This window comes from Roseovarius sp. MMSF_3350 (assembly GCF_030733425.1).
Classification (GTDB): domain Bacteria; phylum Pseudomonadota; class Alphaproteobacteria; order Rhodobacterales; family Rhodobacteraceae; genus Roseovarius.
On sequence record NZ_JASHIZ010000001.1, the window covers coordinates 69382 to 89964 of the forward strand.

Below are 20583 nucleotides of genomic sequence, written 5' to 3' on the forward strand. Positions count from 1 at the left end.
GGATGGCCGAATTCGTGATCGAACGGTTGGGGCATCTTGGCGACGGGATTGCCGAGGGGCCGGTCTATGTGCCCGGCGCGCTGCCGGGCGAGCGGGTGACCGGCACATTCGAGGGCAATGTGCTGCGCGATGTGAAGATCGTGGAGCCGTGCGGGATGCGGGTGAAGGCACCGTGCCGGCACTACAAATCGTGCGGCGGTTGCCAATTGCAGCACGCCGATGACGCGTTCCTGGCCGAGTGGAAGACCGGGATCGTGCGCGAGGCGCTGGCAGCACAGGGGATCGAGACCGAGATGCGTGAGATCGCGGTTTCCCCTGCAAATGCGCGGCGCAGGGCCGGGTTTTCGGCGCGGCGCACCAAGAAGGGTGCGACGGCAGGGTTTCACGCCAAGGGATCGGACCTGATCGTGGAACTGAGCGAGTGCCACGTGTTGGCGCCTGAATTGCTGGAGGGCGCCCGAGTGGCGCAGGAGCTGGCCCGGATCGGCACCAGCCGGAAAGGCGAGTTGAGCGTGGCGGTCACGCTGTCCGAGGCGGGGCTGGACGTGCGCGTGGAGGGCGGCAAGCCACTGGATGGCCCGCTGCGGATCGCACTGGCGCAACTGGCCGAGGCCCAGGACCTCGCAAGGCTGGCCTGGGACGATGAAACCGTGGTCACCCGGCGACCGCCGATACAGGACTTCGACGGGATCGCCGTAACGCCGCCGCCGGGCGCGTTCCTGCAGGCCACCAAGGACTCCGAGCGGCTGTTGCAGGACGAGGTTGCGGCGATTTTGGCAGGAGTAGAGCCAGTTATTGACCTGTTCGCCGGATGTGGCACCTTTGCTCTTCCACTGGCGCGGGAGCGGGCGGTGCACGCAGTGGAAGGCAGCGCGATGATGACACGGTCGCTGGATGAAGGGTGGCGGCACAGTGAACGACTGAAGCAGGTCACGGTCGAGGCGCGGGACCTTTTCCGTCAGCCCATCCTGGCCGAAGATCTGAAGCACTTTGGCGGCGTCGTGATCGACCCGCCGCGGGCCGGAGCCGAGGCGCAGTGCCGCGAGTTGGCCGCGGCGCAGGTGCCCGTAATCGCCTATGTGTCCTGTAATCCGGTGACGTTCGCCCGCGATGCGAAGATCCTGACCGACGCAGGCTATGTGGTGGAGTGGGTCCGCCCGGTGGACCAGTTCCGATGGTCAGTCCATGTTGAGCTTGTTGCAGCAATTCGCCGCAAAATAAGCTGACCGGCGTAAATTTGAAATGACGCGGCGGGGTTGACGCTGTAAAACGCGGTCAGGGACAGGCAACAGGTTTATCGAGCAATGAATCGCAGGAATTTCCTACTTTTGTCGGTCGCCAGCGCGTTTCTGGCGGCCTGCGGATCCAAATTCAAATCGTATGACGGGCCGGAGGTGACGCAGGTCCTGATCAGCAAGAGCCGGCGGCGGATGTATCTTTTCCACCACAACAAGGTGCTGAAAGCGTATGACGTCGACCTGGGCTTTACGACAGCAGGCCACAAGCAGTTCGAGGGCGATGGCAAGACGCCGGAGGGCGATTATTTCATCGACCGGCGCAATCCGAACAGCTCTTTCCACCTGTCGCTGGGGATCTCGTACCCCAACGAGGCGGACCGTGCCTTTGCCAAGGCGCATGGCAAAAAGCCGGGTGGGGATATCTTTATTCATGGCGAGCCCAATGACCTGGGCTGGATCCGCAAACGCCGGTTGGGACGCGATTGGACCGCCGGGTGCATTTCCGTCCGGAACAAGGAAATGGAAAAGATCTATGCGATGGTGCGCACAGGCACCCCGATCCGCATCCTGCCTTGAGCGGTGGGCCTAGCGGCCCATCACCAGTGTCCACCAGATCTTGCCATTGCGCTCCTGTTCCCATGAGAACCCCATTTCGCGGGCTTCGGGCGCCATGATGACCTGCTTTGTCGCGGGTTCGTCCATCCAGGCGGTCAGGGTCTCGAGCTCGGTTTCGTAGGTTTCCGAGATGTTCTCGCCCACCAGCTGCCCGGTGTAGCCGACGCGGCGGACACGATCGATCGGCGAGGAGCCGTCGGAGCCGAAATGCCAAGGGCGGTTCTGGACCGACATATCGCGCGAATGGGTGGCGGCGGCGGCGTTGAGTTGCGCGTTCAGTTGAACGGCAGGGCGCCCGGCGGCCTGGCGCAGGGCGTTGACGGCATCGAGCATCCGGTACTGGATCTCGGCGGTCTGGCCCGGGCGGATGCGGTAAACCTGGGGCAGCGGTTCGCCGTTCGGGCCGACGGCACCGGACTCGGGCGGCGGCGGAGCACAGGCCGACAAGAACACAAGTGCGGAAACCAGCAGGCCAAATATACGCGTCATCAGTGTTTACCACCCAGAAGTTCGTTCGACTCGCCTCTTAGCGTGGCTTGCGTGGCGTTTCAAACCCACATCCGCCTCAGGTGGGCGAATGTTGCCGGTTTGATTTGCGACTGAGGCATTCGCGCCATAAGCTGAAAACAATATACAAGCAGACAGTCGGGAGGCAAACATGTCCCTTGATCCCAAAACCTCGTTCAGCCGCCGTGCTTTTCTGGCCGGAACGGCCGCAGCATTTGGCGCGCCCGCGCTGGCGCAGACAGGTCCGACCACCACCGAGATGGAAACCAAGATCACTCAGTCGGTGCAGCGCAACATCTCGAGCTTTCGCGCCGCGGACTGGCGGCCGCATTTCAGCAGCCTGAGGAATGGGGCGATCCTGGTCGATATCTCGTCCCGCGCGCTGCATTTCTGGGACGAGGACGGGCAGACGAAATTCCTGTTCCCGTCAAGCATCCCGATGTCCGAGGAGTTGACGCGGCGCGGGCGCACCCGCGTGGTGCGCAAGGTGGAGGGGCCCGACTGGCGTCCGACGCCGTCGATGCTGAAGCGGAACCCGAACTGGCCGTCCTACGTGCCGCCGGGGCCGGACAACCCGTTGGGGACCCATGCGCTGTATCTGGGGTGGACCTATTACCGGATCCACGGCACGCATGACACGCGCAAGATCGGAAGGCGGTCCTCGAACGGGTGTATCGGGCTTTACAACGAGCATATTGCGCAGTTGTTCGCCCGTGCCAAGGTTGGCACGCAGGTGCTGGTGATCTGAGGCGTTTTGCGCTGGAATAGAGACGAAGAAGGGCAGCGTTTCGGCGCTGCTTTTTTGTGGACGGGTCTCGCGTGAGCCCGCGCGGAATCAAGGCCGCAGGCCGCCGCGCGATCGCCAGACCGCCCCCCGGGCTGGCGATTGGGTCAGGTTGGCGCGTCGGTTTGAGGTCTTGCGGATGTGGCCGCCATAAACTGCCCTGAACACACGTCAGGTCGCCATCCCGCGGTCTGGCAATCGCGCAGCTCTAATCCAGCCAGCCCTTGAGGTTGTCCTCGATCACCGTGCTCAGCGCCTTGATGTGCGCGTCGTTGTCGTTGAGGCAGGGAATGTAGAGGAACTCCTCGCCGCCGGCCTCCTCGAAGCTTTCCTTGATCTCTTCGTTGATCTCTTCGAGCGTCTCGATGCAGTCGGCGGAAAAGGCAGGGGCGATAACGGCGATGTTCTTCTTGCCGTCCTCGGCCAGCTTGGCGACGTGTTCGACCGTGTAGGGGCGCAGCCATTCCTCGGGGCCGAAAACTGACTGGAAGGTCGTGGTGATCTGGGTGTCGTCCCAGCCAAGCCGTTCCTTTAACAGCCGCGTCGTTTTCTGGCACTGGCAGTGGTACGGATCGCCCTGTTTCAGATAACGCTGCGGCATCCCGTGGTACGAGACGACGAGGATTTCGGGCTTGGTTTCAGTCTCTGCATAGGCCTTTTCGACCGATTGGGCCAAAGCCTCGATATAGAGCGGATGTTCGAAATAGGGTTCGACCACGCGGGCGATGGGCTGCCAGGTTTCGTCCATCAGGGCGCGGAAGAACTGATCGTTCGCGGTGGCGGATGTGGCGCCAGCATAGTGCGGATAGAGCGGGAAGAACAGGATCCGGGTGCAGCCGGCCTCGACCAGCGCGCGGACCTTGGACTTGGTCGACGGGTTGCCGTAGCGCATGCAGAAATCGACCATGACGTTGTCGCCATAGCGCGCTTTCAGGGCTTCAGACAGTTTCGTCGTCTGGTCGCGGGTGATGGTCATCAGGGGGCTTTCGCCCTTGTCCTCGTTCCAGATGGATTTGTAGGCCTCGCCGCTGGTGAACGGACGCTTCGACAGGATCACCAGTTGCAGAAGCGGCTGCCAGAGCCAGGGCGAATAGTCGATCACGCGGCGATCCGACAGGAACTCGTTCAGGTAGCGCCGCATGGACCAGTAGCCGTAATCGTCGGGCGTGCCGAGGTTGGCGATGAGAACGCCCGTCTTGGGTTCCGGAATGGCCGGATGGTCGGACGGGGCATGGACGGGACAGGTCTTGTTCTTGGCGGCGTCAAACATGGGCGGGCGTCTTTTCTGGTCGGACCGGATCACGGACACATAAAGGATTGCGGTCGGTCGTCAATCTTTGAGCGGGGTCTCGGAGGTGCCAAGCGCGTCGGCGAGACGTGTTGTCGCGCTGCCGGGTCGCAGGGGTTGCGGCTGATCTTCGGACGGGGCCCAGCCGGTGAGGGTGATCAGTTCGAACGTGGCGGGGATGCGGCCGTCGGGGGTGCCGAAGGTTTCGGCGTAGAGGTCGGCGGCGCGCAGGAGGACGTCGCGCCGGGAGAAATTGCGCGGCCGGGCGTCGAGCGCGTTGGCCTCGCCCATGGCGCGCAGGTCGTGCATCAGGGCAATGAGGCTTTCGTAGCTGGCCTCGAGCGGCAGGGTGTCGGCCACGGGCAGGGCAAAGCTGGCGCGTTGCAGGAGTGCGCCGAGATCGCGGATATCGCCCATGGGCAGGACCCGGGGGGAAAGGCCGCCGCGCAGGTCGGATTCGGCCTGGGCGAGGACGGCGCGCAACTGGTGCAGGGTCTGGCCGCCGAAGAAGACGGCGATGAACAGGCCATCGGGGCGCAAGGCGCGGCGGCACTGGATCAATTGGCCCACCGGGTCGTCGGCCCAGTGCAGGGACATGGCGTGCAGGATCAGGTCGCGCGATTCAGGCTCTAATGCGAGGGTTTCGGCATCTTCGATGATCTGTGCGTCGGGGAACGCGGCCTTCCACGGGTCGGGCAGTCCGGTGACGATGCTCGTATCCGTAAAGGATTTGTTAACGAAACTGAGCCGATCCTTGACCTCGTCGATCGCGGTCTCGTGCAGGAACAGCGCGGGGGTGCGGCTGGCCCGTTGGCGGTTGCGCTGAAGCGCGCGGCGATCGGTGAGGGTTCTGGTCATGGTGGCTAAATAGAGTGGCTTTCGAGGCAATTCAAACGGCGCTTCGCGTGGTCTATCCGCCGCGCTGCACATTGTGTGGCGGGCTGGTGGATAGCGAGTTCGGCCTGTGCGGGCCGTGCTGGCGCGATACGCCGGTGGTGTCGGGGCTGGTCTGCGACCTGTGTGGCTGCCCCCTGCCCGGCGAGGAGGCGGTTGGGGACGCGCGGTGTGACGACTGCCTGCGGGTGGCGCGGCCCTGGCAGAAGGGGCGGGCGGCGCTGATCTACAAGGACAACGCGCGCAAGCTGGTGCTGGCGTTGAAACACGGTGACAGGCATGACGTGGTGCCGCTGGCGGCGACGTGGATGAAGCGGGCGGCGGGACCGCTGCTGGTGCCGAACTGCCTGTTCGTGCCGGTGCCGCTGCACTGGACGCGGCTATTGAAGCGGCGGTTCAACCAGTCGGCCCTGCTGGCGCAGGCGGTGACGAAAGAGGTGAACGCGGCGTGGTGCCCCGACGTGCTGGAGCGGGTGAAGCGCACGCCGTCCTTGGATGGGATGGGGCATGGAGGCGCGGTTCGCGACGCTGGATGCGGCCATAGGCGTGCGGCAGGGGCGGCGCGTGAGGATACAGGGGCGCGCGGTGATTCTGGTCGATGACGTAATGACATCGGGCGCGACAATGGCGGCCTGCGCGGGTGCCTTGCTGGCGGGGGGCGCGGCGGAGGTCAGGACACTGACACTGGCGCGCGTGGTCAAGGATGCTTAAGTAGGGGCCAACCACGGAAAGGATTGGACCCTGTCATGAGACCCGTTGAAATCTACACCTCGCAGCTTTGCGGTTTTTGCCACGCGGCCAAGCGGCTGTTGTCGCAGAAGGGCGTGGACTTCACCGAAATCGATGTTGGCCGTGAGCCCGAGAAACGGGCCGAGATGACGCAGCGCGCGAAAGGTGGGCGGACGGTGCCGCAGATTTTCGTCGGGGACGTGCATGTCGGTGGCTGTGACGAACTTTACGCGATGGAACGGGCCGGCAAGCTGGATGCGTTGCTGAAGGCATGAAAACGGCTCTGATCCAGCTGAATTCGTCCGATAGCCCGGACGAGAACCTGCCGGTCACGCAAGGCTTGATCGACGAGGCGGCGGCCGGGGGCGCGGGGTTCGTGCTGACGCCGGAAGTGACGAATTGCCTGTCGGCGAGCCGGACGCGGCAGAAGGAAGTTCTGCGCCATCAGGAGGACGATCCGACGCTCGCGAGCCTTCGGGAGCAGGCGGAACGGTTGGGGATCTGGCTGCTGATCGGGTCGATTGCGGTCAAGACGGATGACGCCGATGGGCGCTTTGCCAACCGGTCTTTTCTGATCGACCCCAAGGGCGGGATCGCGGCGTGGTATGACAAGATTCACATGTTCGACGTGAAAGTTTCCGAGACCGAACAGTACCGGGAATCGGCCGGCTATCGCCCGGGCGACCGGGGTGTGACGGCGGAGACGCCGTTCGGCACGGTTGGCCTGACCGTGTGCTATGACCTGCGGTTTCCAAAGCTGTACCGGCGGTTGGCGCAAGCGGGCGCGGAGATTCTGACGGTTCCGTCGGCCTTTGCCGTGCCGACGGGCGAGGCGCATTGGGAGACGTTGCTAAGAGCACGAGCCATCGAGACCGGGTGCTACGTTCTGGCCCCGGCACAGACCGGCCAACATTCGGCCACGCGCGGCAAGGAACGCCGCACTTATGGGCATTCGCTGGCCGTGGGGCCATGGGGTGACGTATTGGCAGATGCCGGAACCGAGCCGGGTGTGGTATTCGTGGATGTGAACCGGGACGAGGTGACCCAGGCACGGGCGCGGATACCGGCGGTAAACAGTGAGGTCGATATCACTTGGTCGTAACCACGGATAACACGCTGCATTCGATTGCCGTTTCGCTGTTCAGCGAGGTTCTGGCGAACGAGCAGCTGATCCGGAGCCGGCTGAGCCGGGTGCTGCCGAAAGGCATGGAGATCTCTCATTTCTCGGTTCTGAACCACCTGGCGCGGGCCAATGACGAGCGGAGCCCGGCGCAGCTGGCCAAGAGCTTTCACGTCACGCGCGGGGCGATGACCAACACGCTGAGCAAGCTGGAATGGGCCGGGTATGTGCATATCCGGCCCGACTGGGACGATGCGCGGCGCAAGATGGTGTCGATAAGTCCCGCTGGTACGCGAGCGCGGGACGCGGCGATTTCGGCCATCATGCCGTTGATCACCGAGGTGGTGAGCGAGCTGGGCGAGGGCAACGTGCGTGCCACCCTCCCCGTGCTGCGCGAAATGCGGGCGAAGCTGTCGGACGAAAGTTAGTTACTACCCTTGGGGTTTCAGGCTGGTCGTGACGTAGTTCACGGCCAGGTCGCGATCCGACAGGGCCCAGGACCAACTGAGCGGGTTGAAGACAAACCCCTTGCGGTCGACCGGGTCGAGGCCTGCGTCGCGCAGAAGACCGTACAGCTCTTCCGGGGTAATGAACTTGGTCCAGTCATGGGTGCCTTTCGGCAGCCAGCGCATGATGAACTCCGCCCCGACAATGGCGGCAGCAAAGCTCTTGGCGGTGCGGTTGAGGGTGGAGCAGACATGGAGGCCGCCCGGTTTGAGCAGGCGCTGGCAGGCGGTGAGATAGGTGGCGGGATCGGCCACATGCTCGACCACTTCCATGTTCAGGACGATGTCGAACTGTTCGCCCGCCGCGGCGAGCGCCTCGGCGGTGGTGTTGCGGTAGTCGATGTCGAGGCCGGATTGTGCGGCGTGGACCTGTGCCACGGGGATGTTGCCCGCTGCGGCGTCGGCGCCGACGACCGTCGCGCCAAGCCGGGCCATCGGTTCGGCAAGCAGACCGCCGCCGCAGCCGATATCCAGAAGCCGCAGGCCAGTGAAGGGTTTCGACGTTTTCAGGTCGCTGTCGAATTCGGCGGCGATCTGCGACGTGATGTAATCCAAGCGACAGGGATTGAGCATGTGCAGCGGCTTGAACTTGCCGTTCGGATCCCACCATTCGGCGGCCATCGCCTCGAACTTGGCGACTTCTTCGGTGTCGATCGTGGTCGAGTTGGGTTGCATTCCGCGTTCCATGTGCTCAATGTCTCAGACGGTCTATATAGGGCATTCATGGACAAGTTTTCGAGCCAAAAGAGCGCAGCGCAGTTCCTCTATCCGTCGATCGAGCCGTTCGACCGGCGGATGATGGACGTGGGCGACGGGCATACGATCTATGTCGAGCAATCGGGCAACCCCGAGGGCACGCCGGTTGTCGTGCTGCATGGCGGGCCCGGTGGCGGATGCAGCCCGGCGATGCGGCGGTATTTCGATCCGAACCATTACCGGATCGTGCTGTTCGACCAGCGCGGCTGTGGCCGGTCGAAGCCCCATGCGAGCGTCGAGAACAACACGACCTGGCACCTTGTGGCGGATATCGAGCGAATTCGGGATGCGCTGGGCATCGACACCTGGATCGTCTTTGGCGGAAGCTGGGGCGCGACGCTGGCGCTGATCTATGGTCAGAGCCATCCGGAGGCGGTGGCGCATCTGGTGTTGCGCGGCGTCTTTACCATGACGCAGCGGGAGCTGGACTGGTTCTATGGCGGCGGTGCCGGGCGGTTCTGGCCCGAGACTTGGGCAAAGTTCAGAGCGCTGATCCCCGAGGACGAGCAAGACGACATGATCGGGGCCTACAACAAGCGGTTGTTTTCCGGCGACCGGGCCGAGGAGGTGCGGTTCGCCAAGGCGTGGAGCGCGTGGGAGAATGCGCTGGCGACGGTCAATTCCAACGGTCACAGCGGCGACAGCCCGGCGGATTATGCCCGCGCGTTCGCGCGGCTGGAGAACCATTATTTCCGGCATGGCGGCTTCCTGGGGCAGGACGGCTATATCTATGACAACATGGACAAGCTGGCGGAGACGCCCGGCGTGATCGTGCAGGGGCGGTACGACATGATCTGCCCGCCCGAGGCGGCGCATCGGCTGGCGGGGCTGTGGCCGAAAGCCGATCTGCGGATCATTCCCGTGGCGGGGCACGCCTTGTCCGAGCCGGGTATCAGCGCCGAGCTGGTGAAGATCATGGACCGGATGGTGGCGGGGCGATAAGGTCCTGATCGAGAGCATACCGGAGGCAGTTTCTGTATGTCCCGGCTTTAGCCCTTGCAGACTCATCCATCACGACGTATATGCCCTTTCAACAGCGGCGCGCTGGGGTCCACACCCGGCGCTCCACCGGGAAAGATCGACGGGCCGCGCGCCCGTTTTTTTGTGTTTGAAAGACCCATGAGCAACGATCTGATTGCGAAAACCTCGATGGATCGGCGACTGGCCGAGATCGTCACCCCTGTCATAGAGGACATGGGGTTCGAGCTGGTGCGCGTGCGTCTGATGGGCGGCAAGACCGCCACGTTGCAGATTATGGCCGAGCGGCCCGAGGGCGGCATCGAGGTGGATGAATGCGCCGAGATTTCCACCGCCGTCAGCGCCGTGCTGGATGTGGAAGACCCGATCGTCGATGAGTACACGCTGGAAGTGTCCAGCCCCGGCATCGACCGGCCCCTGACCCGGCTGAAGGATTTCGACGAGTTCGAGGGCTACGAGGCGAAGCTGGAGACCCACGAGCTGATCGACGGGCGCAAGCGGTTCAAGGGCGTTCTGGCCGGGACCGAGGGTGGCGAGGTGCTGATCAACGTCGAGGAAGGCACGATCGGGCTGCATTTCGACTGGCTGGCCGATGCCAAGCTGGTGCTGACCGATGAGCTGATCAAGGACATGCTGAAGGCACGCAAGGACGCGGGCGTTCTGAACGAAGACAATTTTGACGACATAGAGACTGACTCGTCCGAGGAGACCTGAGACAATGGCTATTACCTCTGCCAACCAGCTTGAGCTTTTGCAGACCGCCGAGGCGGTGGCTCGGGAGAAGATGATCGACCCGGGCCTTGTGATCGAGGCGATGGAAGAGAGCCTCTCGCGCGCGGCCAAGAGCCGGTACGGCGCCGAGATGGACATTCGCGTCAGCATCGACCGCAAGACCGGCAAGGCGACCTTCACCCGCGTGCGCACCGTGGTCGAGGACGAGGAGCTGGAGAACTACCAGGCGGAGTTCACCGTCGAGCAGGCCAAGCAGTACCTGGACGACCCCAAGGTCGGCGACACCTTCGTCGAGGAAGTTCCCCCCGTGGACATGGGCCGGATCGCCGCGCAGAGCGCCAAGCAGGTGATCCTGCAGAAGGTGCGCGAGGCCGAGCGTGACCGCCAGTACGAGGAATTCAAGGATCGTGCCGGCACGATCATCAACGGCGTGGTCAAGCGCGAGGAATACGGCAACGTCATCGTCGACGTGGGTGCGGGCGAAGCCATCCTGCGCCGGAACGAGAAGATCGGGCGCGAAAGCTATCGCCCGAACGACCGCATCCGGTGCTACATCAAGGATGTGCGCCGCGAGGCCCGTGGGCCGCAGATCTTCCTGAGCCGCACCGCGCCGGAATTCATGGCCGAACTGTTCAAGATGGAAGTGCCGGAGATCTATGACGGCATCATCGAGATCAAGGCCGTGGCCCGTGACCCGGGCAGCCGCGCCAAGATCGCGGTGATTTCCTATGACAACTCGATCGACCCGGTGGGCGCCTGCGTGGGTATGCGCGGCAGCCGCGTGCAGGCCGTGGTGAATGAGCTTCAGGGAGAGAAGATCGACATCATACCGTGGAACGAGGACCAGCCGACCTTCCTGGTGAACGCGCTGCAGCCCGCCGAGGTGAGCAAGGTGGTTCTGGACGAGGAAGCCGAGCGCATCGAGGTCGTGGTGCCCGAGGACCAGCTTTCGCTGGCGATTGGCCGTCGCGGTCAGAACGTGCGGCTGGCCAGCCAGCTGACCAACCTCGACATCGACATCATGACCGAGGCCGAGGACAGCGAACGCCGTCAGAAGGAATTCGAAGAGCGTACCAAGCTGTTCATGGACACGCTGGACCTGGACGAGTTCTTTGCGCAACTGCTGGTGTCGGAAGGCTTCACCAACCTCGACGAGGTCGCCTATGTCGAGATCGACGAGCTGCTGGTGATCGACGGCGTGGACGAGGACACCGCCAACGAATTGCAGGCGCGCGCCCGTGACGTTCTGGAAGCACAGGCCAAGGAAGCGCTGGAGAAGGCCCGTGCGCTGGGCGCTGAGGACAGTCTTATTGAATTCGAGGGCCTGACACCCCAGATGGTACAGGCACTGGCCGAGGATGGCGTGAAGACGCTGGAAGACTTTGCCACCTGCGCAGACTGGGAACTGGCGGGGGGCTGGACCACCGTGGACGGTGAGCGCGTCAAGGACGATGGCGTTCTGGAACCTTTCGAAGTGTCGCTGGAAGAGGCGCAGGACCTGGTAATGACCGCGCGGGTCATGCTGGGCTGGGTCGATCCGGCGGATCTGGAAGCCGAGGCCGACGAAGATGCCGACGCCGAAAGCGAAACTTTCAAGGAGGCCGGGGCCTGATGCGTCAGGCCTCGTAGGCGCTGATATGGGGCGCGGTGGGCAGCCCAAGGACCGGACGAATGGTCCCGAGCGCAAGTGTATTGCAACGGGCGAGGTGCGTCCGAAGCATGGATTGATCCGGTTTGCCATCGGTCCCGAGGGGCAGGTGGTGCCGGATATCCTGGAGAAGCTGCCGGGCCGGGGCATCTGGGTAAGCTCGACGCGGCAGGCGCTGGAAACGGCCGTGAAGAAAGGGCTGTTTTCGCGCAGCGCCAAGCAGAGCGTCACGGTGCCCGAGGATCTGGTCGACCAGGTCGAGGCAATGCTGGCGCGGCGGGTCGTGGAACTGCTGAGCCTGGCGCGCAAGGGCGGGCAGGCGGTGGCCGGATACGAGAAGGTCAAGGACTGGCTGGCCAAGGAAGAGGCCGAGGTTCTGATCCAGGCCAGCGACGGGTCCGCGCGCGGGAAGACGAAACTGAGCACGCCCTATGGCGGCAGCTGGATCGGCTGGGTGACCGCGGATGAGCTGGGCCAGGCCTTCGGGCGTGAAACAAGCATCCATGCCGCACTCGCTGCTGGCGGTTTGTGCGAACGTGTTGTAGAGGAGGCGGCAAGACTCAAGGGCTTGCGCGTCACGGACGGGGACCGACCCCGCCGGAAAGGAAGTTGAGATAGATGAGCGACAACGACGGAAAGAAAACTCTGGGTGTACGTGGTGGCGGTCCTCGGTCGGGGAACGTGAAGCAGAGCTTCAGCCATGGCCGCACCAAGAACGTCGTGGTGGAAACCAAGCGCAAGCGCATCGTGAAACCCAAGCCGGGAGCCGCGGCGCCGTCGCCGGGTGGTGCCAAGCCGGGTACGCCGGGCGCGGGATCGAAACGCCCTGCCGGGATCTCCGATGAGGAGATGGAACGCCGGATGAAGGCGCTTGCCGCCGCGAAGGAACGCGAGTCGGAAGAGGCCGCGCAGCGCGAGGCGGAAGCCCGCGAACGCGAGGAAGAAAAGCAGCGCAGACGCGAGGAAGCCGAGGCCAAGGAGCGTGAACAGCGCGAGGCCGAGGAACGTGCCAGGGCGAAGGCCGACGAGGAAGAGCGCAAGAAGCGCGAGGAGGCAGATGCCGCCAAGCAGGCCGCTGCCGCTGCCGCTGCTCCTCCGGTCGAAGACCAGCAGACCCGCCAGCCCAAGCAGGCACCGCGCGGCAAGGCGCCCGAGCGCGACCAGCGCGGCGACGATGGCCGGGGCCGTGGCAAGGGCCGCGACGATGGTGGCCGCCGGTCCGGCAAGCTGACGCTGAACCAGGCGCTGTCGGGTGGCGAAGGTGGTCGGCAGAAATCCATGGCTGCCATGAAGCGCAAGCAGGAACGCGCCCGGCAAAAGGCGATGGGCGGCGCGCAGGAGCGTGAAAAGGTCGTGCGTGACGTGCAGGTGCCCGAGGCGATCGTGGTCAGCGAGCTGGCCAACCGGATGGCAGAGCGCGTGGGCGACGTGGTGAAAGCGCTGATGAACAACGGCATGATGGTCACGCAGAACCAGTCGATCGACGCCGACACCGCCGAGCTTATCGTCGAGGAATTCGGTCACCGCATCGTGCGGGTCAGTGATTCGGATGTCGAGGATGTGATCGATTCGGTCGAGGACAAGGATGCAGACCTGCAACCGCGTCCGCCGGTGATCACGATCATGGGTCACGTGGACCACGGCAAGACATCGCTTCTGGACGCCATTCGCGACGCAAAGGTGGTTGCCGGCGAGGCCGGGGGCATCACCCAGCATATCGGTGCCTACCAGGTGACGACCGACAGCGGCTCGACGCTGAGCTTCCTCGATACGCCGGGTCACGCTGCGTTCACCAGCATGCGGGCGCGTGGCGCGCAGGTGACCGATATCGTGGTCCTGGTGGTGGCCGCCGACGATTCGGTGATGCCGCAGACCATCGAGGCGATCAATCACGCCAAGGCCGCCAAGGTGCCGATGATCGTAGCGATCAACAAGATGGACAAGCACGAGGCGAACCCTGACAAGGTGCGCACCGAGTTGCTGCAGCACGAGGTGATCGTCGAGGCGATGTCGGGTGACGTGCAGGATGTCGAGGTGTCGGCCCAGACGGGTCAGGGCCTTGATGAACTGCTGGAAGCCATCGCGCTTCAGGCCGAGATCCTGGAGCTGAAGGCGAACCCGAATCGCGCCGCCGAGGGTGCCGTGATCGAGGCGCAGCTGGATGTGGGACGCGGCCCCGTGGCGACCGTTCTGGTGCAGCGCGGGACGCTGAAACAGGGCGATATCTTCGTTGTGGGCGAGCAGTACGGGAAAGTCCGTGCGCTGATCAACGACCGGGGCGAGCGTGTACAGGAAGCCGGGCCGTCGGTACCCGTAGAGGTTCTGGGCCTCAACGGCACACCAGAGGCGGGCGATGTCCTGAACGTGGTGAAATCCGAGGGCCAGGCCCGCGAGATCGCAGAGTACCGCGAGAAGGCCGCGAAGGAAAAACGTGCCGCTGCCGGCGCAGGGACCACGCTGGAACAGCTTCTGGCGCAGGCCAAGGAGAACGAGAACGTCAAGGAGCTGCCGATTCTGGTGAAGGCCGACGTTCAGGGTTCTGCAGAGGCGATCGTTCAGGCGATGGAGAAGATCGGCAACGAGGAAGTGCGCGTGCGCGTGCTGCACTCGGGCGTCGGCGCGATCACGGAATCCGATATCGGCTTGGCCGAAGCGTCGGGTGCGCCCGTGATTGGCTTCAACGTGCGGGCCAATGCGCCGGCGCGGAACAGTGCCAACCAGAAGGGTGTCGAGATCCGCTATTACAGCGTGATCTATGACCTCGTGGATGACGTGAAGGCAGCTGCGAGCGGTCTGCTGGGCGCGGAAATCCGCGAGAACTTCATCGGCTATGCCGAGATCCGGGAAGTCTTCAAGGTCACGGGTGTCGGCAAGGTTGCCGGCTGCCTGGTCACCGAGGGCGTTGCCCGCCGGTCGGCCGGTGTGCGCCTGCTGCGCGATGACGTGGTGATCCACGAAGGCACGCTGAAGACGCTGAAGCGCTTCAAGGATGAAGTGTCGGAGGTGCAATCGGGCCAGGAATGCGGCATGGCGTTCGAGAATTACGACGATATCCGCCAAGGCGACGTGATCGAGATTTTCGAGCGCGAGGAAGTCGAGCGGAACCTCGATTAAGCCTTGTCAGAGACTGTTTTCGGAAAAGGGCGGCCTTTTGGGTCGCCCTTTTTCGTGTGCTGGACCCAAGTCTTTTCTGAAAAGACTTGGCAAAAGCTTTCAGAAAGCTTTTGCGGAGATCAGAGCCAGTCGCGGAGGATCGGGATGAGCGGCACGTCCGCGGGCGGCATGGGATAGTCGCGCAGGGCGTTGGGGCGGACCCATTTCAGGGCCTGTTCTTCACGGGATTGCGGCGCGCCTTCCCATTTGCGGCAGGCAAAGAGAGGCATCAGCAGGTGAAAGTCGTCGTAGCTGTGGCTGGCGAAAGTCAGCGGGGCGAGGCAGCTTTTCCACGTGTTGATACCAAGCTCTTCTTCCAACTCGCGGATGAGCGCGACCTCGGGTGTCTCGCCCGGTTCGACCTTGCCGCCGGGGAATTCCCAGAGGCCGGCCATGGGTTTGCCCTCGGGGCGTTGCGCCAGCAGGATGCGGCCGTCGACGTCGATCAGGGCGACGGCAGAGACCAGAACAGTTTTCATTGTCGCAATCCCGGTTGGAAACCCGGAGACCACTTTTCCTGTGATTGCTTCGGTTTCATGACCTGTAGTCGGCATTGATCGAGATGTAACCATGCGTCAGGTCGCAGGTCCACACATGGGCCGTGCCGCCGCCAAGGCCGAGATCGACATGGATCGTGATCTCCTGGTTCTTCATGTGGGCGGCGCCGTCTTCCTCGCGGTATGCGGGACTAACCCAGCCTTTTTCGGCCACGAGCGTGTCGCCGAACCAGATCGAGAGCGTGTCGCGATCCGCCGGGGCGCCGGACTTGCCGATGGCCATGACGATGCGGCCCCAGTTGGGGTCCTCTCCGGCGATGGCGGTCTTGACCAAGGGCGAGTTGGCGATGGCCAGACCGTGGGTCTTGGCGTCCTTGTCGCTGGAGGCGCCGGTGACGGAGATGGTGACGAATTTGGTGGCGCCCTCGCCGTCGCGAACGACCTGATGGGCGAGGTCGAGCATAACGCCACGCAACGCTTCCATGAAGCCGACGCTTTGATCGGTGACGCGCACGCCCGACGCGCCGGTTGCAGCGACCAGCAACGTGTCGGAGGTGGAGGTGTCGCTGTCGACAGTGATGCAGTTGAAGGTCTTTTCGTTCAGCGCCGAGACCATCTGTTGCAGATGCTCGCGCGTAATGGCGGCATCGGTGAAGATGTAGACAAGCATGGTCGCCATGTCGGGCGCAATCATACCAGAACCCTTGGCGATGCCGGCGATGCGCACTTCCTGCCCGTCGATCGTGATCGTGGCGGTGGCGCCCTTGGGAAAGGTGTCGGTCGTCATGATCGCACGGGCGGCGTCCTCGATCCCGTCGGATGAGAGCGTGCCTGCGAGTTCGGAAAGTTTCGCGGTGATGCGCTCGTGCTTCAAAGGCTCGCCGATGACACCCGTGGAGGAAGTGAAAATACGCGATTCCGGCAGGGTTAGAGTCTTTGCCACCGCATTTGTCACCGCCTTGACGGCCTCGACCCCGTTGCGCCCGGTGAAGGCGTTGGAATTGCCGGAATTGACGATGATCGCGGCCCCCTCTGCGGACTGGAAGGCGATCTTTTCCTGGCAGTCAAGCACCGCGGCGGAGCGCGTCGCGGACCGGGTGAAGACCCCCGCCATAGCCGTTCCGGGGGCCAGCCGTGCCAGCATCACGTCCTTGCGGCCGGCATAGCGCACGCCGGCCTCGACGCTGGCGAATTCCACGCCGCCTATGGCGGGAAGATCCGGAAACGCGGCAGGCGCCAGTGGCGAAACGGCGAGGGTCTTGGCCATTGTCAGTTCTCCAGAAGTTCGAGATCGGTGATGACGTTGGGGTCGATCTCTTCAAGGTCGACCTGGTCGATCTCGGCGTCGGATTTCAGGCCCTCGATAAAGGATTGGAGCGCGCCTTGCTGAAGCTGCGAGGTCAACTCTTCGCGCACGGTGTCGAGCGCGGGGCGCTCCTTGTTGCGGGTCTCGGCCAGGGTGATGACATGCCAGCCGAACTGGGTTTCGACGGGATCGGAAACCTCGCCGGGTTCGAGCGCCGCGACGGCATCGAAGAAGGGCGCGACCATGTCGCCGGCACCGAACCAGCCGAGATCACCGCCCGACGCACCAGAAGGACCGGTGGATCTTTCGCGGGCCAAAGCGGCGAAATCGGCGTCGCCTTCGAGGGCGGTTACCACTTCCTGCGCCTCCTCCTCGGTTTCGACGAGGATATGCGAGGCGCGATACTCGGTTTCCTGAACGTCGGCGGGGTACTGTTCGTCGTAAGCGGCTTGCAGGTCCTCATCTGACGGAGCCTGCTCGATCACACCGGCCATGACCTCGCCCGCGATGATGGCGCGTTCCTCGTTCTCGATCGAGACGCGGCTGCGCAGGGACGGCTCGCCCTCCAGAGACTGTTTCAGCAGGGTGTGCTGGATGAGTTGGTCGACGATGCCCTGCAAAAGCATGTTGGGCGGGAACTGGTCGTATTGCTGCGGCAGGGTGGCACGGAGCGCGATGACATGGGCCAGCGTGATTTCGGTGCCGTTGACGGTTGCGACGACCTGCGACGGATCGGCGGCAGGCGCCGCGTCAGGCTCTGTTTGGGCGGTTTCCTGCGCCCACGCTCCCTGGGCCAGCATCGCGGCGGTACAGGTGGCGGCGAGGATCGATTTGATCGCATGTGACATGGAAAACCCTTTGCTTTCTCGCGCCGGCAGCGGCGCGTTGTGACGTTGACAGTCCATGAGCGGCCCCTTACATCGCCTTATGATCAAAGGCAGGGCCGTCCCCTTGGGCCCGTTCTAGGGCGGTGCGGCGGACGGGGCAAGCGATTGCCATTCACGAGATAGCGAAAGACCGGAACGGATAGGATATGCTGGGTATTGGAACGGTTGCCAAAAAGATCTTTGGCACCCCGAACGACCGCAAGGTCAAGACGACCCGCCCGCTGGTGGAGAAGATCAACGCGCTGGAGCCCGAGTACGAGGCGCTGGACGACGCCGGGCTGATCGCCAAGACCCAGGAATTCAAACAACGTGTCGCGGATGGCGAGAAGCTGGACGCGATCCTGCCCGAAGCCTTTGCCAACTGCCGCGAGGCGGCGCGCCGGACGCTGGGCCTGCGGGCCTTTGACGTGCAGTTGATGGGCGGGATTTTCCTGCACCAGGGCAATATCTCGGAAATGAAGACGGGCGAGGGCAAGACCCTCGTGGCGACCTTTCCCGCCTACCTGAATGCGCTGACGGGCAAGGGCGTGCATATCGTCACGGTCAACGACTACCTTGCCAAGCGGGATGCCGAGTGGATGGGCAACGTCTTTTCCGCACTGGGGATGACCACGGGCGTGGTCTATCCGCAGCAGCCGGATGACGAGAAGAAAGGCGCCTATGCCGCCGACATCACCTATGCCACCAACAACGAGCTTGGCTTCGATTATTTGCGCGACAACATGAAATCGAGCCTCGAGGAGATGGCGCAGCGCGGGCATTATTTCGCCATCGTCGACGAGGTGGACAGCATCCTGATCGACGAGGCGCGGACGCCGCTGATCATCTCGGGCCCGGCGCAGGACCGCAGCGAGCTGTACGTGACGGTCGACGGGTTGATCCCGAGCCTGGAAGAAGACCATTACAAGATCGACGAGAAGACCAAGAACGTCACCTTCACCGACGAGGGCAACGAGTATCTTGAAGAGCTTCTGCATCAGAAAGGTCTGCTGGAGGAAGGGCAGTCGCTTTACGACCCCGAAAGCACGACCATCGTGCACCACATGAACCAGGGCCTGCGGGCGCACAAGCTTTTCCTCAAGGACAGAGACTATATCGTGCGCGACAACGAGGTCGTGCTGATCGACGAATTCACCGGCCGGATGATGGCCGGACGGCGGTTGTCGGACGGTCTGCACCAGGCGATCGAGGCCAAGGAAGGCTGTGACATCAAGCCCGAGAACGTGACACTGGCGCAGGTGACGTTCCAGAACTATTTCCGCCTTTACGACAAGCTGTCGGGCATGACCGGCACCGCCGCGACCGAGGCCGAGGAATTCGCGCAGATCTACGGGCTGGGCGTGGTCGAGGTTCCAACGAACAAGCCGATTGCGCGGGTCGACGAGGACGATGCCGTCTATCGGACCGCGCAGGAAAAATTCGATGCGATCGTCGCCTCCATCAAGGAAGCGCACGAAAAGGGTCAGCCGATCCTTGTCGGCACGACCTCGATCGAGAAATCCGAGATGCTGAGCGAGCTGCTGAAGAAGGCGGGGGTGAAGCACAACGTGCTGAACGCGCGCCAGCACGAGCAGGAAGCGCAGATCGTCGCGGATGCGGGCAAGCTGAATGCTGTGACCATCGCCACCAACATGGCCGGGCGCGGCACCGACATCAAGCTGGGCGGGAACCTTGATTTCAAGATCATGGAGGCCATTGCCGCCGACCCGGACGCGGACCCGGAAGAGCTGCGCAAGCGGCTGGAAGCAGGGCACAAGGATGACGAACAGGCGGTGATCGATGCCGGTGGCCTGTTCGTGCTGGCCACGGAACGCCACGAAAGCCGCCGGATCGACAACCAGCTGCGCGGCCGGTCGGGCCGCCAGGGCGACCCGGGGCGGTCGGCGTTCTTCCTGAGCCTCGATGACGACCTGATGCGCATTTTCGGCTCTGAACGGCTGGAAAAGGTGCTGTCGACCCTGGGCATGAAGGAAGGCGAAGCGATCATCCACCCGTGGGTGAACAAGAGCCTGGAACGCGCGCAGGCGAAGGTCGAGGGGCGCAACTTCGACATCCGCAAGCAGCTGCTGAAATTCGACGACGTGATGAACGAGCAGCGCAAGGTGATCTTCCGCCAGAGGCTCGATATCATGGAAGCCACGGACCTGTCGGAGATCATCAAGGACATGCGCGGCGAGGTGATCGACGACCTGATCGACCAGTACATGCCGCCCAAGACCTATGCCGACCAATGGGACATGGAAGGGCTCTATGCCGCCGTGATCGAGCGGCTGAACCTGGATGTGCCGGTGATGGCCTGGGGCGACGAGGAAGGCGTGGACGACGACGAGGTCGCCGACCGCCTGGAAGAGGCCGCCGAAGAGATGATGGCCGAAAAGACCAAGGCGTTCGGCCCGGAACAGATGCGGATGATCGAGAAGCAGGTTCTGCTTCAGACCATCGACAGCAAATGGCGCGAGCACCTTCTGACGCTGGAACACCTGCGCAGCGTCGTGGGCTTTCGCGGCTATGCGCAGCGCGATCCTCTGAACGAGTACAAGAACGAGGCGTTCCAGCTGTTCGAATCGATGCTGGACAGTCTGCGGCAGGACGTGACGCAGCAGCTGGCCCGGATCCGTCCGATGACCGAAGAAGAGCAGCAGCAGATGCTGCGCGACCTGCAGGCGAAACAGGCCGCGGCGACGCCCAAGCCCGCCCAGACCGAAGAGCGCGAACCCGGCGCAGTGACGCTGGATGAGCCCAAGGGCGCGGCTTTGCCAGGTTTCGACGAGAACGATCCGACGACCTGGGGCAATCCCGGCCGGAACGAGGCCTGCCCGTGCGGATCGGGCAAGAAATTCAAGCATTGCCATGGGCGGCTTGGCTGACGCCCCGGCACGTCACAATCCGGCCCAAATGACACCCTCAGGCTGCCCTCAAGGAGCCACTTTCGCCAGGTAGCACTC

At 63.6% G+C, this 20583-nt stretch carries 19 protein-coding genes and 1 pseudogene; 13 read left to right on the forward strand and 7 right to left on the reverse strand.

Annotated elements, in window-relative coordinates:
* Positions 1–2: 2 nt before the first annotated feature.
* Together RBB31_RS00340 and RBB31_RS00345 are read left to right on the forward strand one after the other, a co-directional pair.
* A complete protein-coding gene (locus RBB31_RS00340) occupies positions 3–1226 on the forward strand; it encodes a class I SAM-dependent RNA methyltransferase (RefSeq protein WP_306127271.1) in 1224 nt (407 codons plus the stop codon).
* 78 nt (positions 1227–1304) lie between these two features.
* Positions 1305–1814: a murein L,D-transpeptidase family protein gene (locus RBB31_RS00345; protein ID WP_306127272.1), complete on the forward strand. Its 510-nt coding sequence runs from the start codon at positions 1305–1307 to the stop codon at positions 1812–1814.
* A 9-nt stretch (positions 1815–1823) separates the two neighbouring features.
* Here RBB31_RS00345 and RBB31_RS00350 read toward each other — a convergent pair whose 3' ends face one another.
* Positions 1824–2342, reverse strand: coding sequence for a CAP domain-containing protein (locus RBB31_RS00350; protein ID WP_306127273.1), 519 nt, complete (start codon positions 2340–2342; stop codon positions 1824–1826).
* Between the two features lie 169 nt (positions 2343–2511).
* Between RBB31_RS00350 and RBB31_RS00355 the strand changes: the two genes are divergently transcribed.
* The gene (locus tag RBB31_RS00355; RefSeq protein ID WP_306127274.1) at positions 2512–3108 is read left to right on the forward strand and encodes a L,D-transpeptidase; all 597 of its coding nucleotides are present in this window, start codon (positions 2512–2514) and stop codon (positions 3106–3108) included.
* Between the two features lie 244 nt (positions 3109–3352).
* Here RBB31_RS00355 and hemH read toward each other — a convergent pair whose 3' ends face one another.
* On the reverse strand, positions 3353–4414 hold the full coding sequence (gene hemH, locus RBB31_RS00360; RefSeq protein WP_306127275.1) for a ferrochelatase: 1062 nt from the start codon (positions 4412–4414) through the stop codon (positions 3353–3355).
* Between the two features lie 60 nt (positions 4415–4474).
* Positions 4475–5290 carry a methyltransferase domain-containing protein gene (locus RBB31_RS00365; RefSeq protein ID WP_306127276.1) on the reverse strand — a complete coding sequence of 272 codons (816 nt, stop codon included), beginning with the start codon at positions 5288–5290 and terminating at the stop codon, positions 4475–4477.
* A gap of 29 nt (positions 5291–5319) precedes the next feature.
* On the opposite strand from RBB31_RS00365, the pseudogene RBB31_RS00370 reads away from it, so the two are divergent.
* The 4 genes and pseudogenes from RBB31_RS00370 to RBB31_RS00385 all read left to right on the forward strand — a co-directional run bounded on the left by RBB31_RS00370 (position 5320) and on the right by RBB31_RS00385 (position 7603).
* Positions 5320–6037, forward strand: a pseudogene (locus tag RBB31_RS00370) (double zinc ribbon domain-containing protein).
* A 35-nt stretch (positions 6038–6072) separates the two neighbouring features.
* On the forward strand, positions 6073–6330 hold the full coding sequence (gene grxC / locus RBB31_RS00375; protein ID WP_306127277.1) for a glutaredoxin 3: 258 nt from the start codon (positions 6073–6075) through the stop codon (positions 6328–6330).
* A complete protein-coding gene (locus RBB31_RS00380; protein WP_306127278.1) occupies positions 6327–7157 on the forward strand; it encodes a carbon-nitrogen hydrolase family protein in 831 nt (276 codons plus the stop codon). Before grxC ends, RBB31_RS00380 begins: the two co-directional genes overlap by 4 nt.
* Positions 7148–7603 (forward strand): MarR family winged helix-turn-helix transcriptional regulator, encoded by a 456-nt coding sequence (locus RBB31_RS00385; RefSeq protein WP_306127279.1) that lies wholly within the window; start codon positions 7148–7150, stop codon positions 7601–7603. Before RBB31_RS00380 ends, RBB31_RS00385 begins: the two co-directional genes overlap by 10 nt.
* 3 nt (positions 7604–7606) lie before the next feature.
* Here RBB31_RS00385 and ubiG read toward each other — a convergent pair whose 3' ends face one another.
* Positions 7607–8368, reverse strand: a complete 762-nt coding sequence (gene ubiG / locus RBB31_RS00390; protein ID WP_371931275.1) for a bifunctional 2-polyprenyl-6-hydroxyphenol methylase/3-demethylubiquinol 3-O-methyltransferase UbiG — start codon at positions 8366–8368, stop codon at positions 7607–7609.
* Positions 8369–8404: 36 nt separating this feature from the next.
* On the opposite strand from ubiG, the gene pip reads away from it, so the two are divergent.
* The 5 genes from pip to infB all read left to right on the forward strand — a co-directional run bounded on the left by pip (position 8405) and on the right by infB (position 14909).
* Entirely contained in the window at positions 8405–9379 is a 975-nt protein-coding gene (gene pip / locus RBB31_RS00395; protein WP_306127280.1) for a prolyl aminopeptidase, read from the forward strand.
* Between the two features lie 177 nt (positions 9380–9556).
* Complete coding sequence (gene rimP, locus RBB31_RS00400; RefSeq protein WP_306127281.1) at positions 9557–10129, forward strand: ribosome maturation factor RimP; 573 nt, start codon at positions 9557–9559, stop codon at positions 10127–10129.
* A 4-nt stretch (positions 10130–10133) separates the two neighbouring features.
* Positions 10134–11759 carry a transcription termination factor NusA gene (gene nusA, locus RBB31_RS00405; protein WP_306127282.1) on the forward strand — a complete coding sequence of 542 codons (1626 nt, stop codon included), beginning with the start codon at positions 10134–10136 and terminating at the stop codon, positions 11757–11759.
* Between the two features lie 25 nt (positions 11760–11784).
* Entirely contained in the window at positions 11785–12408 is a 624-nt protein-coding gene (locus RBB31_RS00410; RefSeq protein WP_306127283.1) for an RNA-binding protein, read from the forward strand.
* A gap of 5 nt (positions 12409–12413) precedes the next feature.
* Positions 12414–14909, forward strand: coding sequence for a translation initiation factor IF-2 (infB, locus tag RBB31_RS00415; protein WP_306127284.1), 2496 nt, complete (start codon positions 12414–12416; stop codon positions 14907–14909).
* A gap of 119 nt (positions 14910–15028) precedes the next feature.
* Here the strand turns inward: infB and RBB31_RS00420 are convergent, their stop codons facing one another.
* Genes RBB31_RS00420 through RBB31_RS00430 form a run of 3 tightly spaced genes read right to left on the reverse strand, consistent with a single transcriptional unit; the run spans position 15029 to position 17599 of the window.
* A complete protein-coding gene (locus RBB31_RS00420; RefSeq protein WP_306127285.1) occupies positions 15029–15427 on the reverse strand; it encodes a (deoxy)nucleoside triphosphate pyrophosphohydrolase in 399 nt (132 codons plus the stop codon).
* A 55-nt stretch (positions 15428–15482) separates the two neighbouring features.
* A complete protein-coding gene (gene argJ, locus RBB31_RS00425) occupies positions 15483–16712 on the reverse strand; it encodes a bifunctional glutamate N-acetyltransferase/amino-acid acetyltransferase ArgJ (protein ID WP_306127286.1) in 1230 nt (409 codons plus the stop codon).
* Between the two features lie 2 nt (positions 16713–16714).
* Positions 16715–17599, reverse strand: a complete 885-nt coding sequence (locus RBB31_RS00430) for a peptidylprolyl isomerase (RefSeq protein ID WP_306127287.1) — start codon at positions 17597–17599, stop codon at positions 16715–16717.
* A 185-nt stretch (positions 17600–17784) separates the two neighbouring features.
* On the opposite strand from RBB31_RS00430, the gene secA reads away from it, so the two are divergent.
* Positions 17785–20505, forward strand: a complete 2721-nt coding sequence (secA, locus tag RBB31_RS00435) for a preprotein translocase subunit SecA (RefSeq protein ID WP_306127288.1) — start codon at positions 17785–17787, stop codon at positions 20503–20505.
* Positions 20506–20583: the final 78 nt, after the last annotated feature.

Bases quoted from the DNA above. Each gene is read 5' to 3' on its own strand.
- pip (WP_306127280.1), top strand. From the start codon at position 8,405: ATGGACAAGTTTTCGAGCCAAAAGAGCGCAGCGCAGTTCCTCTATCCG.
- RBB31_RS00430 (WP_306127287.1), bottom strand. From the start codon at position 17,599: ATGTCACATGCGATCAAATCGATCCTCGCCGCCACCTGTACCGCCGCG.
- secA (WP_306127288.1), top strand. From the start codon at position 17,785: ATGCTGGGTATTGGAACGGTTGCCAAAAAGATCTTTGGCACCCCGAAC.
- ubiG (WP_371931275.1), bottom strand. From the start codon at position 8,368: ATGGAACGCGGAATGCAACCCAACTCGACCACGATCGACACCGAAGAA.
- RBB31_RS00355 (WP_306127274.1), top strand. From the start codon at position 2,512: ATGTCCCTTGATCCCAAAACCTCGTTCAGCCGCCGTGCTTTTCTGGCC.
- rimP (WP_306127281.1), top strand. From the start codon at position 9,557: ATGAGCAACGATCTGATTGCGAAAACCTCGATGGATCGGCGACTGGCC.
- hemH (WP_306127275.1), bottom strand. From the start codon at position 4,414: ATGTTTGACGCCGCCAAGAACAAGACCTGTCCCGTCCATGCCCCGTCC.
- argJ (WP_306127286.1), bottom strand. From the start codon at position 16,712: ATGGCCAAGACCCTCGCCGTTTCGCCACTGGCGCCTGCCGCGTTTCCG.
- infB (WP_306127284.1), top strand. From the start codon at position 12,414: ATGAGCGACAACGACGGAAAGAAAACTCTGGGTGTACGTGGTGGCGGT.
- RBB31_RS00365 (WP_306127276.1), bottom strand. From the start codon at position 5,290: ATGACCAGAACCCTCACCGATCGCCGCGCGCTTCAGCGCAACCGCCAA.
- RBB31_RS00380 (WP_306127278.1), top strand. From the start codon at position 6,327: ATGAAAACGGCTCTGATCCAGCTGAATTCGTCCGATAGCCCGGACGAG.
- RBB31_RS00340 (WP_306127271.1), top strand. From the start codon at position 3: ATGGCCGAATTCGTGATCGAACGGTTGGGGCATCTTGGCGACGGGATT.
- grxC (WP_306127277.1), top strand. From the start codon at position 6,073: ATGAGACCCGTTGAAATCTACACCTCGCAGCTTTGCGGTTTTTGCCAC.
- nusA (WP_306127282.1), top strand. From the start codon at position 10,134: ATGGCTATTACCTCTGCCAACCAGCTTGAGCTTTTGCAGACCGCCGAG.
- RBB31_RS00350 (WP_306127273.1), bottom strand. From the start codon at position 2,342: ATGACGCGTATATTTGGCCTGCTGGTTTCCGCACTTGTGTTCTTGTCG.
- RBB31_RS00420 (WP_306127285.1), bottom strand. From the start codon at position 15,427: ATGAAAACTGTTCTGGTCTCTGCCGTCGCCCTGATCGACGTCGACGGC.
- RBB31_RS00410 (WP_306127283.1), top strand. From the start codon at position 11,785: ATGGGGCGCGGTGGGCAGCCCAAGGACCGGACGAATGGTCCCGAGCGC.
- RBB31_RS00345 (WP_306127272.1), top strand. From the start codon at position 1,305: ATGAATCGCAGGAATTTCCTACTTTTGTCGGTCGCCAGCGCGTTTCTG.